Source organism: Limnohabitans sp. MMS-10A-178, from assembly GCF_003063375.1.
Lineage (GTDB): Bacteria > Pseudomonadota > Gammaproteobacteria > Burkholderiales > Burkholderiaceae_C > Limnohabitans_A.
Genome location: NZ_NERY01000001.1, coordinates 824,347 through 839,342, shown reverse-complemented (window position 1 = coordinate 839,342; position 14,996 = coordinate 824,347). Strand labels below are relative to the sequence as shown.

General features: G+C 51.5%; 16 protein-coding genes and 1 tRNA gene. 6 read left to right on the top strand and 11 right to left on the bottom strand.

Annotated elements, in window-relative coordinates:
* Positions 1-46 precede the first annotated feature (46 nt).
* Positions 47-406 (top strand): DUF6172 family protein, encoded by a 360-nt coding sequence (locus tag B9Z32_RS04185; protein ID WP_233248065.1) that lies wholly within the window; start codon positions 47-49, stop codon positions 404-406.
* On the opposite strand, the gene B9Z32_RS04180 is transcribed toward B9Z32_RS04185, so the two are convergent.
* The 4 genes from B9Z32_RS04180 to B9Z32_RS04165 are packed head-to-tail and all read right to left on the bottom strand — an operon-like array spanning position 348 to position 4,446.
* A complete protein-coding gene (locus B9Z32_RS04180; protein ID WP_255416605.1) occupies positions 348-1,241 on the bottom strand; it encodes a DMT family transporter in 894 nt (297 codons plus the stop codon). The two genes, B9Z32_RS04185 and B9Z32_RS04180, sit on opposite strands and share 59 nt — an antisense overlap.
* A gap of 51 nt (positions 1,242-1,292) precedes the next feature.
* Complete coding sequence (gene apaG, locus B9Z32_RS04175) at positions 1,293-1,685, bottom strand: Co2+/Mg2+ efflux protein ApaG (RefSeq protein ID WP_108420073.1); 393 nt, start codon at positions 1,683-1,685, stop codon at positions 1,293-1,295.
* A gap of 44 nt (positions 1,686-1,729) precedes the next feature.
* Complete coding sequence (locus B9Z32_RS04170; RefSeq protein ID WP_108420072.1) at positions 1,730-3,997, bottom strand: xanthine dehydrogenase family protein molybdopterin-binding subunit; 2,268 nt, start codon at positions 3,995-3,997, stop codon at positions 1,730-1,732.
* Positions 3,994-4,446 (bottom strand): (2Fe-2S)-binding protein, encoded by a 453-nt coding sequence (locus B9Z32_RS04165; RefSeq protein WP_108420071.1) that lies wholly within the window; start codon positions 4,444-4,446, stop codon positions 3,994-3,996. Before B9Z32_RS04165 ends, B9Z32_RS04170 begins: the two co-directional genes overlap by 4 nt.
* 375 nt (positions 4,447-4,821) lie before the next feature.
* On the opposite strand from B9Z32_RS04165, the gene B9Z32_RS04160 reads away from it, so the two are divergent.
* A complete protein-coding gene (locus tag B9Z32_RS04160; RefSeq protein ID WP_233248064.1) occupies positions 4,822-5,970 on the top strand; it encodes an FAD-binding domain-containing protein in 1,149 nt (382 codons plus the stop codon).
* 302 nt (positions 5,971-6,272) lie between these two features.
* Here the strand turns inward: B9Z32_RS04160 and B9Z32_RS04155 are convergent, their stop codons facing one another.
* Both B9Z32_RS04155 and B9Z32_RS04150 read right to left on the bottom strand, forming a co-directional pair.
* A complete protein-coding gene (locus B9Z32_RS04155) occupies positions 6,273-6,776 on the bottom strand; it encodes a GNAT family N-acetyltransferase (RefSeq protein ID WP_233248063.1) in 504 nt (167 codons plus the stop codon).
* Entirely contained in the window at positions 6,773-7,084 is a 312-nt protein-coding gene (locus B9Z32_RS04150) for a DUF1778 domain-containing protein (protein WP_233248062.1), read from the bottom strand. Before B9Z32_RS04150 ends, B9Z32_RS04155 begins: the two co-directional genes overlap by 4 nt.
* 343 nt (positions 7,085-7,427) lie before the next feature.
* Between B9Z32_RS04150 and B9Z32_RS04145 the strand changes: the two genes are divergently transcribed.
* Together B9Z32_RS04145 and B9Z32_RS04140 are read left to right on the top strand one after the other, a co-directional pair.
* Positions 7,428-7,943 carry a hypothetical protein gene (locus B9Z32_RS04145; protein ID WP_158268172.1) on the top strand — a complete coding sequence of 172 codons (516 nt, stop codon included), beginning with the start codon at positions 7,428-7,430 and terminating at the stop codon, positions 7,941-7,943.
* A gap of 324 nt (positions 7,944-8,267) precedes the next feature.
* Complete coding sequence (locus B9Z32_RS04140) at positions 8,268-9,128, top strand: hypothetical protein (protein ID WP_146179448.1); 861 nt, start codon at positions 8,268-8,270, stop codon at positions 9,126-9,128.
* On the opposite strand, the gene B9Z32_RS04135 is transcribed toward B9Z32_RS04140, so the two are convergent.
* The 5 genes from B9Z32_RS04135 to B9Z32_RS04115 all read right to left on the bottom strand — a co-directional run bounded on the left by B9Z32_RS04135 (position 9,106) and on the right by B9Z32_RS04115 (position 13,441).
* Positions 9,106-10,233: an MBL fold metallo-hydrolase gene (locus tag B9Z32_RS04135; RefSeq protein WP_108420067.1), complete on the bottom strand. Its 1,128-nt coding sequence runs from the start codon at positions 10,231-10,233 to the stop codon at positions 9,106-9,108. The two genes, B9Z32_RS04140 and B9Z32_RS04135, sit on opposite strands and share 23 nt — an antisense overlap.
* A gap of 303 nt (positions 10,234-10,536) precedes the next feature.
* A tRNA-Ser gene (locus B9Z32_RS04130) sits at positions 10,537-10,626 on the bottom strand.
* Between the two features lie 49 nt (positions 10,627-10,675).
* Positions 10,676-11,998, bottom strand: a complete 1,323-nt coding sequence (gene serS, locus B9Z32_RS04125) for a serine--tRNA ligase (RefSeq protein WP_108420066.1) — start codon at positions 11,996-11,998, stop codon at positions 10,676-10,678.
* 27 nt (positions 11,999-12,025) lie between these two features.
* Positions 12,026-12,982 carry a 4-hydroxy-3-methylbut-2-enyl diphosphate reductase gene (ispH, locus tag B9Z32_RS04120; protein WP_233248060.1) on the bottom strand — a complete coding sequence of 319 codons (957 nt, stop codon included), beginning with the start codon at positions 12,980-12,982 and terminating at the stop codon, positions 12,026-12,028.
* Between the two features lie 15 nt (positions 12,983-12,997).
* A complete protein-coding gene (locus B9Z32_RS04115) occupies positions 12,998-13,441 on the bottom strand; it encodes a peptidylprolyl isomerase (protein WP_108420064.1) in 444 nt (147 codons plus the stop codon).
* A 193-nt stretch (positions 13,442-13,634) separates the two neighbouring features.
* Here B9Z32_RS04115 and radC point away from each other — a divergent pair, with 193 nt between their 5' ends.
* A complete protein-coding gene (gene radC, locus B9Z32_RS04110) occupies positions 13,635-14,309 on the top strand; it encodes a DNA repair protein RadC (RefSeq protein ID WP_108420982.1) in 675 nt (224 codons plus the stop codon).
* 42 nt (positions 14,310-14,351) lie between these two features.
* Positions 14,352-14,987 carry a Smr/MutS family protein gene (locus B9Z32_RS04105; protein ID WP_108420981.1) on the top strand — a complete coding sequence of 212 codons (636 nt, stop codon included), beginning with the start codon at positions 14,352-14,354 and terminating at the stop codon, positions 14,985-14,987.
* Positions 14,988-14,996: the final 9 nt, after the last annotated feature.

The window sequence follows — 14,996 nt, the reverse complement described above, 5'->3', positions numbered from 1 at the left end:
TTCATCTTCGTCCCGAATGGGCGCTCAACCCACTTAGGACCACTCCATGAAAAAAAACTTTCCTCTGCAAATTGAAGGTAAAAACCCAGATCGCGTGTTGGAGGCCGTTAAACACGAAATTCGCAAATACTTCAAGCGCGAACGCAATCGTGCGTTGCCCATAGATGTCGATTTTTGGGACTTTGATTGCAAAGTGGGGCTGACAGCCGATTCAGCAGCAGTGGTCAAAGTAAGTGCTGTGATTGAAGGCATTGACGCACTGGTCAAAGAAGGTGCCGCCTCAGTTTATGTAGAAATTTTGAGCAAGCATGGCATCCGAGTGATTCGCCCAGAAAACGATCCAATCATCATTGAGCGGGTTGACGACGCTGGTTTTGCCAACCCACAAACAGCCCCGCGCAGATAACCACTGCGCAGCCCAAGATCATGGGTGCATCTAACTTTTCCTCAAAGGCAAGCACGCCAATGGAAATGCCAAATAAAAGTCGCGTGTATCTGTAAGGTGTGACTGCTGCAATCGAACCTGTGCGCATAGCGCTCATGAGCGCTGTGTAAGCAAAGACACCTGCAAACAATGCAGCGCTGATCATCACTATCTGAAATGATTCAAGTGCCACGAAGGCTTTGCCATCCCAAATTGCATAGCATGCGCCCGCAATCACCGTGGTGCTAAAGCCATAAAAGCCAAGTACTTCTTTGGTTAAAGCAGGCGGCGCTGCGCGAGTCAATAAATCACGTCCCACAAAGCCCAAAGTACCAATGACTGCCAACAGTGAAAGGGCCGAGAAGTCGTCTGCAGAGGGACGCAGAATAATGAGCACGCCCAGCAGGCCCACCCAGATCGCCAACCAAGTCTTGGCATCTATTTTTTCATGCAAGAAAACGCGGGCTCCCAGAGCGACAAACAAGGGAGCCGCCTGCAAAATGGCCGTTGCAGAGGACATGGGGGTGAGCGCAATGGCCAAGATATAAAACAAACGGCCAAAGAACTCAAACACAGCTCTGATCAACATGTTTCGAGTGAAAACCTGAGGCTGAAAAAGTGGGGCTTTGATGCGTCTTGCCATGAACACGAAAATGCACAAACCGCCCGCGCCAAACATCATTAGCACTTGGCCCACCGGAACCTGTTTGGTAACTGTTTTGAGAAAGGCATCTTCAATAGAAAAAGCCGCCATAGATGCAATCATCCAGGCAATTCCCAATAAATTTTCTTGGCGCCTTGACTCTAAGTTGAGCATGTCTGTCTAATTGATAGCCCCATTCAGAGTGAAGCAGTTTTTTGGAAAAGGCTAATGCAAGTTGCGCTTGCCTGACTCACTGCTGAGCGCGTCCAGAATAAACATGGGAATGTCGACATCAAATTTTTCACCATCTTCAGCCACGCAAAAATAACTGCCATGCATGGTGCCCGTTGGCGTTCTAAGCCGCGTACCGCTGGTGTATTGAAATTTTTCACCGGGCTGCAACAAGGGCTGGTAGCCCACCACACCCAAGCCTTTGACCTTTTCATGCAAACCATTGGCGTCGTTCACGCTCCAATATCTTGAAATAACCTGGGCAGCAATATTGCCCTTGTTGGTGATGGTGATACTGTAGGCAAATGTGTAAAGATCGCTGGCAGGATCTGACTGTTCAGGCAGATATTGAGGAACGACTTCAACTTGGAGTTTGTAATTTGGCATATCGTGATTTTGATTGGATAACAAATTCAAACAAGGCTGAGCGATTATGCCTTTAGTGGCAACGACCGCACTCGCTTGCCCATGAGTTTGAACATGGCATTGGCCACAGCAGGCGCCAAGGGCGGTACAGAGGGCTCGCCCACACCCTCTGGCAACTGCGTACTGGGCATGATCCAAGTTTCAACCACCGGCGACTGCGCCAAATTCACCAAAGGATAGTTGGTGAAGTTGGTTTGTTGAACCACGCCTTCTTGAATGTCAATTTTGCCAAACATGGCTGCACTCAAGGCAAAGCTCACAGAGCTCTCAACTTGCTGGGCAACTGTATCGGGGTTAACCACCGTACCACAATCGATGGCACACACCACGCGGTGAACCCGAAGCACACCCTCTTTCATAGAAACCTCAGCCACTTGCGCCACGATAGAACCAAAAGACTTGTGCAAAGCCACGCCATGCGCGTGGCCTGAAGGCAAGGTTGCGCCCCACTTGGCTTTGTCTGCAGCCATCTTTAAAACCGCCGCATAGCGTGGCGTTTGAGTTAACAAAGACAAGCGAAAAGCGACAGGATCTTGTTTGGTTTCAAAGGCCAATTCATCGATAAAGCTTTCAGAGAAAAAAGCATTGTGTGAATGCCCCACCGAACGCCAAAAACCAATGGGCACCCCCATGCGCGTGGACACATGTGCCATGTGCTGGTTGGCAAAGCCGTAGGGCAAATCAAACAAACCCTCAGCTGTCGTTTTGTCGGGCGCATCAATGGGGCCAGACAATGCAGGCAAAACACGCGACATCCAACGCGGCGAAATAGCATCGCCTGCCGACTTGATGCGCAGACTTTCAACTTCGCCTTTGGCATTGATGGCGGCGCTCAACTGCGCCACATGCATAGGACGGTAAAAATCGTGCGTCATATCTTCTTCACGCGTCCAAACCAGTTGAACAGGTGCGCCATCGAGTGCCATGGCAATTTGGGTGGCTTGCGCGACCACATCGGCTTCTAAGCGACGACCAAAACCGCCCCCCAAAAGCGTGACATTCAACTTCACTTTGTCTTCAGAAACATCGGCCACCTTGGCAGCTGCAGCACGCGCCAAACCTGGTACTTGAGTGGGCGCCCAAATTTCAAGCAAACCGCCTTTGAACTGCGCAGTGCAGTTCATGGGCTCCATGGTGGCATGGGCCAAATAAGGGGCTTTGTATTGCGCTTGAATGATGCGGGTCGCACTGCTTTCAGCCTTGTCAGCATTCCCTTGGTCGTGAAACGCATAACCCTTTTCAGTTTTGAGCTTTTCAATCAGTTGCGCCTCTATGCCTTGGGTATCAATAGCACCTTCAGCACGCTGGGCCCATTGCGCTTTCACTTTGTCTGCCGCCTGCTTGGCATGCCAAGTGGACTTGGCAACCACCGCAAAGCCAGGCGCAGAGCCTGCCTTGCTGGCCAACTCAACAAACTTCACCACACCAGGCATTGCCAAAGCTTCTTTGGCATCAAAATTGACCATGGTGCCGCCCATTTGAGGCACTTGAACCACACTGGCAAAAAGCATGTTGGGCAGACGCACGTCCATGCCAAAAATTGCTGTGCCATTGGTTTTTGAAGGGACATCGGCACGCTTCGATGGCTTGCCAATGAGGGTCCAATCTTTGCGATCTTTGGGGGCAACATTTTGAGGCGTTTGGCCGGCTGCTGCCTTTGCAAACTCTCCATAGTTGGCTGATTTGCCAGAGGCATGCGTGAGTAAACCCTCTTTGACCTTGATTTCGTTCAATGGCACTTTCCATTGGCTTGCTGCGGCAAGCAGCAAGCTGGCCTTGGCGGTGGCCGCAGCCAATCGCAAATGAGACCACGCATCTTTCACAGAGGAAGACCCGCCAGTGGCATTGACGCCCAATTCACGCGCCACTTTGCCAACGATCCACTCACCACTGTGAACCACAAAGGGTTTGTCTACACCCTCAGACTGAAGGGGGTGAAACGGCAAAGTGCCAACGAACATGGCCACGTTGCCGTAGATGCTGTCGTGCCCGGCTTGCTCTAAACGAATCTGGCTCAAGGGCACATCGAGTTCTTCCGCCACCAGCATCGAAAGCGCGTTGTGAATGCCCTGACCCATTTCACTGCGGTGCATGGCCAGAACCACTGAACCATCTTTGGCAATTTTGATCCAACCATTGAGCGCAATATCGCCCTCAGTGAGCAACATGTTGCTGGGCTTGCCCAAACGCGAGCGCTCAGGCATCACACCCCAACCCACTACCAGCGCGCCGGTAATACCCAGACCGCTCAATATCAGGTTGCGGCGCTTCATGCTGTTGCTCCTGCTGCGCGGTGAATGGCAGCACGCACGCGTTGGTAGGTGCCGCATCTGCACAGGTTGGTCATGGCTTCGTCGATGTCTGCATCGGTGGGTTTGGGCTTTCTTTCAAGCAGCGCTGCAGCGGCCATGAGCATGCCACTTTGGCAGTAACCGCACTGCGGCACTTGTTCGGCAATCCAAGCCAGTTGCAAGGGGTGTGGCTTTTCGGGGGTGCCCAATGATTCGATGGTTTTGATTTTTGCTCCGGCTACGCTTGACACCGGCGTCACGCATGAGCGAACAGCTTGGCCGTCTTTGTGAACAGTGCAGGCTCCACAGGCAGCCACACCACAGCCAAATTTGGTGCCGGTGAGGTTCATTGAGTCGCGCAGGACCCACAACAAGGGCATCTGGGGGTCTACGTCTAGGGTGACGTTGTTTCCGTTGACTGTGAGGTTCATGGGGGGGGCCTAGGTTGGCAGGTTGAAGTGCTTGGAATACTGGGATGCTATCAGGTCATCTGCTTGTTTTCTTCATAATGGAGCGTTGAGCAGTTAGCGTATTGGGGGCTTCCTCATACTGGAGCGTTGAGCAGCAAGGCTAAGGGCAGCATCCTCATACTGGAGTACCAGAAATCGTCAGCCACCCTTAGCCTTGCTACTCAACTTCTGGCGTGCGGAAAATTTCTGAACACCAACACTGCTTTTCGCAGCTGGGTGAGGGTGAGGTGGGTGGGTGACGATTTCTGGTACTCCAGTATGAGGAACCCACCCACCATACCCTCACCCAGCGAGCACAGCAAAAGTAAAAGAGAAAATTGAATTAAAGGCAAAAACGTGTCCCTGTTTCCCCCAACTCGCGAAGAAGCATTGGCAAGAATTGCCTTGGTTCGACCTGCAGAATATGCTCGAACTCGCAATGCATTGAACGGTGCAGTAACTCAGCTTTCACCCTATATCACTCACGGCTTTGTGAGTTTGCCTGAAATGTTGGAGGGCGTGCGTTCGCAGCACACAGTGAATTCACAAGACAAATTTTTGTTTGAGCTGGGGTGGCGTGAGTACTACAGGCATGTGTGGCAGCACCGAGGCGATGGCATTTTTGAATCGCTGCATGAAGGTGTGTTGCCAGACGCAGCCTATTCAAATGAAATTCCTTTCGATATTCTGCATGCCTGCACAGGTGTAGCCGCTATCGATATGGCTGTGAGCACTTTGTACACCACGGGCTATTTGCACAATCATGCGCGCATGTGGCTGGCTAGCTATATGGTGCATCTGCGCAAAGTTCATTGGCGTGTGGGGGCCGATTGGCTTTATGGCCATTTGTTGGATGGCGACTTGGCCAGCAATCATTTGAGTTGGCAGTGGGTGGCGGGTACAGGCAGTAACAAACCCTATTTGTTCAATGCAGAAAATGTGGCGCGTTTTGCGCCTGAAGCTTGGCACAGTAGCGGCAGCGTGATTGACACGACCTATGAAGTGCTAGATCGAATGGCCAGACGAGCATTGCCTGCTAAAGGACAAGCTCAGACATTAAGCAATTCAATTGAGATACCAGCATTGATGTCTTCACCGTCAACTTCGTTGAACATTCGAACTCCAAATTCAAATGTGGCTAAGGGGCGCGATGTGTGGCTGGTTCATCCTTGGAGTTTGGGAGAGTTACCAGCAGATTTACCCAAGGACAGTTTGGTGATTGGTATTTTTGTGTCGGATTTTCATCGCAATTGGCCTTGGGATGAAAAGCGGTGGTTGTTTGTTCAAAGCAGAATGGCCGAGTTAACCAGTGAGTGTTGGTATGGCGATCGCTTGTCGATTGAGTTGGCGTTGCAAGAAGCCAAGCAAGTAGGTGGGGTGAGTGAAGCGCATATTGCTGCATGGCTGCCATCTTCTGGAATGTACAGATCTCAGCCTGCTTTATTTCCTAATGTTGAACGTCGTTGCGACTCATTTTCTAAGTGGTGGCAGCTTGTTTCTAAATAACTAAGGGGCGGGTTAGGGCAGCTTCCTCATGCTGGAGCGTTGAGCAGCAAGGCTAAGGGCAGCTAGCTCATGCTGGAGCGTTGAGCAGTTAGCCTATTGGGGACTTCCTCATACTGGAGTACCAGAAATCGTCAGCCCCCAATAGGCTAACTACTCAACTTCTGGCGTGCGGAAAATCTCAGACGGCCAACACTGCTGTTCGCAGCTGGGTGAGGGTGAGGTGGGTGGGTGACGATTTCTGGTACTCCAGTATGAGGAACCCACCCACCTCACCCTCACCCAGCGAGCTCAGCAAAAAAACATCAAAGCAGTGCCTTAATATCTTTCACCAACAAAAACAAATGGTAAGCATCAGTAGGGCTTTGTTCAAACTCCCATTGGCGGTACCAATTTCTAGCTTCCTCGTCTTTCGCATGAACCAATAGTGCCCGAATGCCCGCAATGTCTGCAGCCTGCACAGTTCGAAGCAATGCATTTTTCAGCAGTGCTTTGCCCAGACCTTGTCGCTGATATCTTTGATCGATGGCCAGTCTGGCAAGAATCATCACAGGAACTGGATGTCGCGGAATTCCTTTGATCACACGGGGCGCAGAATGTGATGGCTCAACGCTGCCAACGGCCAAACTGTAAAACCCAGCAACTTGGCCAGCATTGCAACTCGCATAAGTTTGTGAACTGTTTGATCTTTGATTGACTAAAGCAAAGCGCTGTAAAAACTCATTCAGGGCAACATGCCCACAATCAAACGACTCCACGCCATCAGCAATGCTCAGCTTGTGAACTGGCTCGAAGTTATGTGCGATCAACCGAGCAAACCTTTATCGGACAAGAGTTTCTTCAGCTTGGGTTTAGGTTTGACCGGTTGATCGAGAGCCTTCTGAAAGGCTGTCCAAGTCTCTTTGCTAAGGTCAAACTTTGTGCGATCGGCAAGTGCTTGGTTAGCTGCATTGATACCCGCATCCAATAAAAATTCACTCACGTTTTTGTGTGAAACGCGCGCGGCTTCCTGCAACAACTGTTTGACAGGGGTACTTGCACGAACATCGATGCGCTCGGATTTGGGATTGAGAGATGCAGGCATGGGCGCACTGTTGGCGATTAAAAGTTGAATCATAGCGTCCGGATGATGTACTGACAAGCGTTGTTTGATAATTGGTTTTTTGATCGTACATAGATACGCAATTTTTTGGCTTGCTTAAGCTTGCTTTGGATTAAATGGAGCGTTGAGCAGTTAGCCTATTGGGGGCTTCCTCATACTGGAGTACCAGAAATCGTCAGCCCCCAATAGGCTAACTACTCAACTTCTGGCGTACGGAAAATCTCAGACGGCCAACACTGCTGTTCGCAGCTGGGTGAGGGTGAGGTGGGTGGGTGACGATTTCTGGTACTCCAGTATGAGGAACCCACCCACCTCACCCTCACCCAGCGAGCCCAGCAAGCTCAGCCATAATCCAATGATGAAAAAGAAAGTAGCCCTACCGCTATTGCTCATCGTCTTAGTTGGCGTCATTGCCTCGCACATCAGCTTCAAAGCTGCTGACCACAGCTACTTGATGGTGGTAGACGGCATAGAAATCGACATTCTTGGCAAAATTCAAAACCAATGGCTTTCGCACACTCAGAATTGCAAAGGTGTGACTGAACCAAAAGAAAGCGAAGCAACCTTTCAAGCCATTCACAAAGCCATTCAAGCCTACAGCCCACCGCAATCTCAATCTGCGCAAATTGCTGGCATTTGGACCCTTGGAACATGGAGCTTGGCAGAGGTAGAGTTTGAGACACTTCTGCCCGCTTTTGTCACACTTCAAATGACTGACAGTGAACAGCAAATTGTGCCGCGTGGCATTTGGAGTGGCCATACCAAACCTTGGCTGGCAGCGCCATTAATTCGAACTTATCTCAAAACACAAGTACCCGAAATTCCTAGCCAGTTGATCCGTTGTTTTGACCCTCGCTCAAAATCTTTCAACTGAATCCACCAGACCTAGATCAAGCACTTACAAGCCAATAGGCTTTTGTACACCATGGCAATTCACGGAATTGTCACAATTGACCAACACCATCAAATCAATTTTTTATTAAAAAGTGATGGTATGAATTCGATGGGTGTTCTTGTCAGACGATTGTTTCTTTTTGGGAGCCTTGGCTTTCTCTCATTGATCGTTGCGTGCGGAGGGTCAGGAGGAGCGGGGGACGCAATAAGTTCGTCAAATCCACCTGGAACATCCAATCCGCCTAGCACTGGCGCCATCACCTTAAAGCCGCCCAAACTGTCATTTTCAGACACCGGATTGAGCGTGAGCGATGGCGTTACCCGAAATGGACTCTGGGCAGTAGACAGTGATTATTCTTGGGAGTTCTCTTTGGACCAAGGCGTCACCTGGACCATAGGCTCCGGCAAATCCTTTGAAGTGAAAGGTGATGGCCCGAAAATGATTTGGGTTAGAGCACGCGACGACGCAGGCAATAAATCTGAGATCGTTGTGGTGACGTGCGTCCTAGACACCATGGCGCCAGCACCTGTGGCTGTGAGCTCAAGCGTTGACGGCTTCACGCGGTCACTTCAAGTAACAGGCCTTGAAGCGAATGCAAAGTGGGAGTATTCGCTAGACAACCAGATTAGCTGGCATGCAGGCAGCGGCTCTGCTTTGGGTACTTTAGGGAATGGGCTGAGCATGGTTTGGATTCGCCAGGTCGATTTGGCCGGCAACGCATCGGCCTCGCAAGTCTTTGATCTGCAAGCAGCAGGTTCGAGCATGAGCCATGAGGCATCAACCAACCCACTGCAACCCAGCAAAATGGCTGAAGGTTTGCTCACAATGCTCATTCATGGCGTTGTTGTTCGTGGCGACGCTGACTATGTTCGGTGGGACATTCCCAAGAACCACCGAGTTAAGTCGGTCAGGCTGGTTCGCTATGTGTCAGAAGATGCCATTGCGTTTTATGCAATTCAATCAAGCAACGTGTTTGATGCTGGCGTAGACGTTAGCCGCATGCTCGTTTATGGTCACATGGGGCCTGCAGACTTAAACCGCAATGTCCTTGCCAATATCTCTCCAGAGAAACTCGGCGAAGGTCCGATGACCATTTGGTTTCAACAGACCGGCACGCTGCCCACCGAGTACGCCATCGAGATTATTTTGCAAGCCGTGAATTGATTTTTTCCAAGAACCAGCTCTCTCCATGCTTGAGCACAAAGAAGTTCAAAGGCACAGAAGACTCTTTCTTGGCAATCTCTAAGTCTTTCGGCGCTTGGTCTAAAGGCTCATCGCTCATGCCATCAAATGTGCCCCAGTGAATGCCCATGGCCGCTTTGGCTTTCACATCCTTCTGAACCTGCAGTGCCTCTGAAGGATTGACATGAGAGTCCTTCATAAACCACCGAGGTTCATAAGCGCCAATTGCAATGGCTGCCAAATCGAAGCCACCCATTCGCTCTCCAATGTCTTTGGTGTCACGCGAGTAGGCAAGGTCGCCAGAAAACCAAAATCGAAAATCTGGGTGTATGAAGGCCCAACTGCCCCAAAGGGTTTCGTAGCGATCGCCAATTGACCGCGCACTCCAGTGCTGCACGGCCAGAAAATGCAACTCTAGGTTTTTTGTTTTGCCTTTGATGCTGGTGTGTTGATCCCAGTCTAGCGCAATGACGTTGCGCGAAGGGCCCTCCAGAACAGCGCCTTTGACTTCTTTCTTGAACCAATGCTGAATGCCAAGCGGCACAAAGAAACGAATGCCTGAATGACGATCCATGAGGGCCTGAACAGTTTCTTGGTCCAAATGATCCCAGTGGTTATGTGAGATCACCACAGCATCGATTTTTGGAAGTTTGTCGAACGCAATGCCAGGTGCTTGATGCCGTTTGGGGCCTGCAAAACTAAAGGGTGAGGCACGTTGTCCCCAGTGAGGGTCTGTTAAAAGATTCAGGCCATCGATTTGAACCAGCAGCGTTGAATGTCCAACCCATGTCACTCTGGGCTGCGTGCTGTCGCTGTTGATCAATTCAAGGTTTGGCTCAATACCCACGATGGGCTTAGCTGGCGGCTTGGGCAAGCCGTCTCGCATGCGCTCCCATTGCCAACGCAGCAAGCCTGGCTTGTCGGATCGTTCTGAGTAGCGGTTAGAAAATCCGTCAGGGCGGTGGTGTGGTTTGCTGGCGTCGTAGTCGGGGTTGGCGCGAGGCGCCATGCTGACGCAGGCTGCTAGCAGCGCACATGCCAATGCGGAGACTGCAAGCAATACGAAGGCTTTGCGAGATTTCAACATGGGTTAATTTGAAGGATGAAGAATTGGATTAGCTGTTTCTATTTTTAGATAGAGCGTTGAGTGGTTAGCGTATTGGGGGCTTCCTCATACTGGGGTACCAGAAATCGTCAGCCCCCAATACGCTAACCACTCAACTTTCTAACGCGAAAAATTTCTGAACACCAACACTGCTGTTCGCAGCTGGGTGAGGGTGAGGTGGGTGGGTGACGATTTCTGGTACTCCAGTATGAGGAACCCACCCACCTCACCCTCGCCCAGCGAGCTCAGCAAAAAAAGCCTAGCAATCTAGCGAGGCAATTAACTTGGCGGAGAAGGTGGGATTCGAACCCACGGTGATGTTGCCACCACGCCTGATTTCGAGTCAGGTACATTCGACCACTCTGCCACTTCTCCTACATTCACATTTGCGGCTGGTCACTGCCGCAAATTCTATCAGTAGCCTTTAAGCACGAAGCTCAGTGATGCCGCCCATATAAGCCCTCAAAACCTCAGGTACCGTAACAGACCCATCTGCATTCTGATAATTCTCAAGCACAGCCACCAAAGCACGGCCCACGGCTAAGCCGGAACCGTTCAAGGTGTGTACCAGTTCATTCTTACCCTGCGAATTTTTAAAGCGGGCTTGCAAGCGACGCGCTTGAAATGCTTCGCAGTTAGAGCAAGAACTTATTTCGCGGTAAGTGCCTTGCGCAGGCACCCACACTTCAAGGTCATAAGTTTTGGTGGCACCAAAACCCATGTCGCCAGAGCACAGCAGCATGACGCGATAGGGCAAGCCTAGTTTCTGCAAAATGACTTCGGCATGGCCGGTCATTTCTTCCAGCGCTTCGTAGCTTTTTTCTGGATGAACAATTTGCACCATCTCTACTTTGTCAAACTGGTGTTGACGAATGAGGCCGCGCGTATCACGCCCTGCACTGCCCGCTTCTGATCGGAAGCAAGGTGTGTGGGCTGTGAGCTTCATGGGCAAATCGGACTCTGCCAAAATTTCATCTCGCACCACGTTGGTCAAGGTCACCTCGGAGGTGGGAATCAAATAAAGCGCTTGGCTTTCTGCGCCCTCTTCAGATTCTTGCCCGCCCTTTTTGGCAGCAAACAAATCACCTTCAAATTTGGGCAGTTGGCCCGTGCCGCGCAAAGTGTCTGCATTCACAATGTAAGGCGTGTAGCACTCGGTGTAGCCGTGTTGCTGTGTTTGAGTGTCCAGCATGAACTGCGCTAAGGCACGGTGCATGCGTGCAATTTGGCCGCGCATGAAAGTAAAGCGTGCGCCCGATAACTTGATGCCAATGTCAAAGTCGAGGCCCAGCTTTTCGCCAATGTCCACGTGGTCGCGCACCTCAAAATCAAATACCTTGGGGCCCTTGCCGTCCACGCTCCACTTGCGCACTTCCACGTTGCCGTGTTCATCGGCGCCCACAGGCACGCTTTCATGTGGCAAGTTGGGCACAGCCAACAGCATGTCTTGAAGTTCTGCCTGCAAGGCATCTAAGCGCAGTGCAGATGCGTCGAGTTCGGTTTTGATGCTGGCCACATCGGCCATGACTTGATCGGTGCTTTCGCCTTTAGATTTGAGCATGCCAATTTGTTTGGACAAGCTGTTGCGCTGGCTTTGCAGTTCTTCTGTGCGTGTTTGCAATGTTTTGCGCTCGGCTTCTAAAGCGCGAAACTTTTCGACATTCAAGAAAGCTTGTGGTTTTTTACGAGTCTCCAAACGCGCAACAGCTGCGTCTAGGTCTTTGCGGAGCAGAAGAATGTCTAGCATGGTGATAAAAATAAGGCAGTCGGAGTATCAGTGGCCATCGTTTAATTTGAGGCCCTTGGGCAAAGGGAATTTGATGGTTTCGGTCACGCCATCCAATTTGCGAATGGATGTTGCGCCCAGGTCGCGCAAGCGATGAATCACATCTTGCACCAGCACTTCGGGGGCAGAAGCTCCAGCGGTGAGGCCTACGCGGTGTTTGCCAACGAACCATTCATTTTGCAATTCTTCGGCGCTGTCAATCATGTAGCTATCGGCGCCCATTCTGCTGCCCAACTCACGCAGACGGTTGCTGTTGGAGCTGGTGGGGCTGCCCACCACCACCAACACATCAATTTGAGGGGCCATCAGTTTGACCGCATCTTGCCGGTTTTGAGTGGCGTAGCAAATGTCTTGTTGTTTGGGTTCACGCACTTTGGGAAAGCGCAGTTTCACTGCTTGCAAAATTTCGGCAGCGTCGTCCACACTCAAGGTGGTTTGGGTCACTACTGCCAAAAGTTCGGTTTGCTTGGGACGGGCGTTGACCACATCGTGCACATCTTCCACCAAGTGAATGCCATCGGGCAATTGGCCCATGGTGCCTTCTACCTCGGGGTGGCCCTTATGCCCAATCATGATGAACTCGTAGCCTTCTTTGTGCAGCTTGGCCACTTCCACATGCACCTTGGAGACCAAGGGGCAAGTGGCATCAAAAATGTTAAAGCCCCGCGCTTCTGCTTCGGCCTGAACTGCCTTGCTCACCCCATGCGCGCTGAACACCAAGGTGGCGCCGGGCGGTACATCGCTCAATTCTTCAATGAAGATGGCGCCCTTGGTTTTGAGATCGTTGACCACATAGGTGTTGTGCACAATTTCATGGCGCACATAAATAGGTCGGCCAAATTTGGCAATGGCTGCTTCGACAATGTCGATGGCACGGTCAACGCCGGCGCAGAATCCACGAGGCTCAGCCAACAAAATTTCTTGTACGCCCATAGTCTCTTTCATCTTTCTAATGTGGATTTACAAAATACCAATGACATGCACTTCAAACGTGACGGGATGGCCTGCCAGTGGATGGTTGAAGTCAAACAACACTGCGCCATCTTCGGCCACCTGAACCACAGCACCGGCATAAGTGCCATGGCCATCGGGCGTGGGAAACTGCACCACATCGCCAGGCACATAGTGTTCTTGTGCAGCACCCAACTGGGCCATCAACTTGCGCGCCACCCATTGCTGCATATCGGGGTTGCGATCGCCAAATGCCACGCCCGAGGCCAACTCAAACGTGGTGCGAACGCCCTCTTCTAAACCAATCAAAGCCGCTTCCATACCGGGCGACAGTTCGCCAGATCCCAATGACAACGTGGCAGGCTTGTCTTCAAAAGTATTGATGAGCGTTCCCTGAGGACCGGCCAAACGGTAATGCAGCGTTAAAAAAGATCCGGCTTGGACTGTGGTCATAAATCTAAATTCTGAGAATGAGACTTCAAATGCTCAGGAAACGCAATTCAATGCAGGCCAATGAAAATCCTAACCGCCCCAAAGACCGGGGTTTTGGCTCAGACTCATTGGTCCAATGCGCCATTGTAAAAAGCTTCTAAGGCTTTCGCCCCAAAAAGTCTGAATCTGGGGCATTTATCTGAATAGAATGCCCATGAAGCTCCAAGAATTACCCCCAGACACTCGTCCCCGCGAAAAAATGCTCACCCGCGGGCCCAGCGCTTTAAGCGATACCGAGTTGTTGGCCCTGCTCCTCAGAACCGGAGCGGCAGGCCGAAATGTGCTGCAATTGGCACAAGACATGCTGCTGGCCAGTGGGGGATTGGCCAATTTACTGCTCACACCACCAGCCTACCAACATGCCATCAAAGGCTTAGGGCCCGCCAAACAATCCGAGCTGATGGCCGTCATTGAATTGGCCAAACGGGCCATGGCACAGCAACTTTCCAGACGCGAGGTGATGCAAAGCGCCGCCAGCGTGCAGTTTTATTTGCAACTTCACTTGGCACACCAAACTCACGAGGTGTTTGCAATGATGTTTTTAGACGCCCAGCACAGGCTCTTGTGCATGGAAACCTTGTTTCGGGGCACTTTGAGTCAAACCAGTGTCTATCCGCGCGAGGTGGTACTTAGGGCCTTGCATCACCACAGCGCAGCCGTTGTGTTGGCGCACAACCATCCCAGTGGCTCGGTGCACCCCAGCCCTGCCGATTTGCACCTCACCCAGAGTTTGAAATCGGCCTTGGCCATGGTCGATGTCAGGGTTCTAGACCATGTGATCGTGGGGCCCGGGCAGGCCTTTTCAATGGCCGAACAAGGTGTTTTGTAAACCCGCCCTCAAAACCTGCAAAGCTTGTGGCAACATTGGCTGGTGAAATTCCAATCGCTTCAAGATCTCAAAAAAGTTCAAAAGCAAATTGCGGCGGCGCAGGCCCAAGCAGCTGCTGAGGAGGCCGCGCGCGCTGCAGCCATTCGCAAGGCAGAAGCAGATAAAAATCTTTTTTCACGCGCCATAGGCAAAGTGGCTCCGTTACCTGCTCACAACAAAGCGCATCTCCCCATTCAACCGCGCCAGCCTATTGCCACACAGCTTAAAAAAGACGAAGCCCAAGTCATTCAAGATTCCTTGAGCGATGAGTTCGATGTGAGTACCTTGCTAGACACCGACGATGCCCTGAGCTTCAGGCGCCCCACGGTGGGGCCCGAGGTCACACGCAAGTTGCGCAAAGGCGACTGGGCTATTCAGCGTGAAATCGATTTGCATGGCCTGCGCAGCGACGAGGCGCGCTTGGCGCTCACCACCTTCATTCGCGATGCACACAAGCACGGTATTCGGTGTGTGCGCGTGGTGCATGGCAAAGGTTTGGGATCACCAGGCAAAACGCCTGTGCTCAAATCCAAAGTGCACAGTTGGCTGGTACAAAAAAATCAAGTCATGGCTTTTGTTCAAGCCAAACCGGCTGAAGGTGGCGCCGGTGCATTGGTGGTGTTGCTCACACCGTCTTGACACAGCTTC

Coding starts and splice junctions, on each gene's coding strand:
- B9Z32_RS04185 (WP_233248065.1), top strand. CDS start 47: ATGAAAAAAAACTTTCCTCTGCAAATTGAAGGTAAAAACCCAGATCGC.
- B9Z32_RS04180 (WP_255416605.1), bottom strand. CDS start 1,241: ATGCTCAACTTAGAGTCAAGGCGCCAAGAAAATTTATTGGGAATTGCC.
- apaG (WP_108420073.1), bottom strand. CDS start 1,685: ATGCCAAATTACAAACTCCAAGTTGAAGTCGTTCCTCAATATCTGCCT.
- B9Z32_RS04170 (WP_108420072.1), bottom strand. CDS start 3,997: ATGAAGCGCCGCAACCTGATATTGAGCGGTCTGGGTATTACCGGCGCG.
- B9Z32_RS04165 (WP_108420071.1), bottom strand. CDS start 4,446: ATGAACCTCACAGTCAACGGAAACAACGTCACCCTAGACGTAGACCCC.
- B9Z32_RS04150 (WP_233248062.1), bottom strand. CDS start 7,084: ATGATTCAACTTTTAATCGCCAACAGTGCGCCCATGCCTGCATCTCTC.
- B9Z32_RS04145 (WP_158268172.1), top strand. CDS start 7,428: ATGAAAAAGAAAGTAGCCCTACCGCTATTGCTCATCGTCTTAGTTGGC.
- B9Z32_RS04135 (WP_108420067.1), bottom strand. CDS start 10,233: ATGTTGAAATCTCGCAAAGCCTTCGTATTGCTTGCAGTCTCCGCATTG.
- serS (WP_108420066.1), bottom strand. CDS start 11,998: ATGCTAGACATTCTTCTGCTCCGCAAAGACCTAGACGCAGCTGTTGCG.
- ispH (WP_233248060.1), bottom strand. CDS start 12,982: ATGAAAGAGACTATGGGCGTACAAGAAATTTTGTTGGCTGAGCCTCGT.
- B9Z32_RS04115 (WP_108420064.1), bottom strand. CDS start 13,441: ATGACCACAGTCCAAGCCGGATCTTTTTTAACGCTGCATTACCGTTTG.
- radC (WP_108420982.1), top strand. CDS start 13,635: ATGAAGCTCCAAGAATTACCCCCAGACACTCGTCCCCGCGAAAAAATG.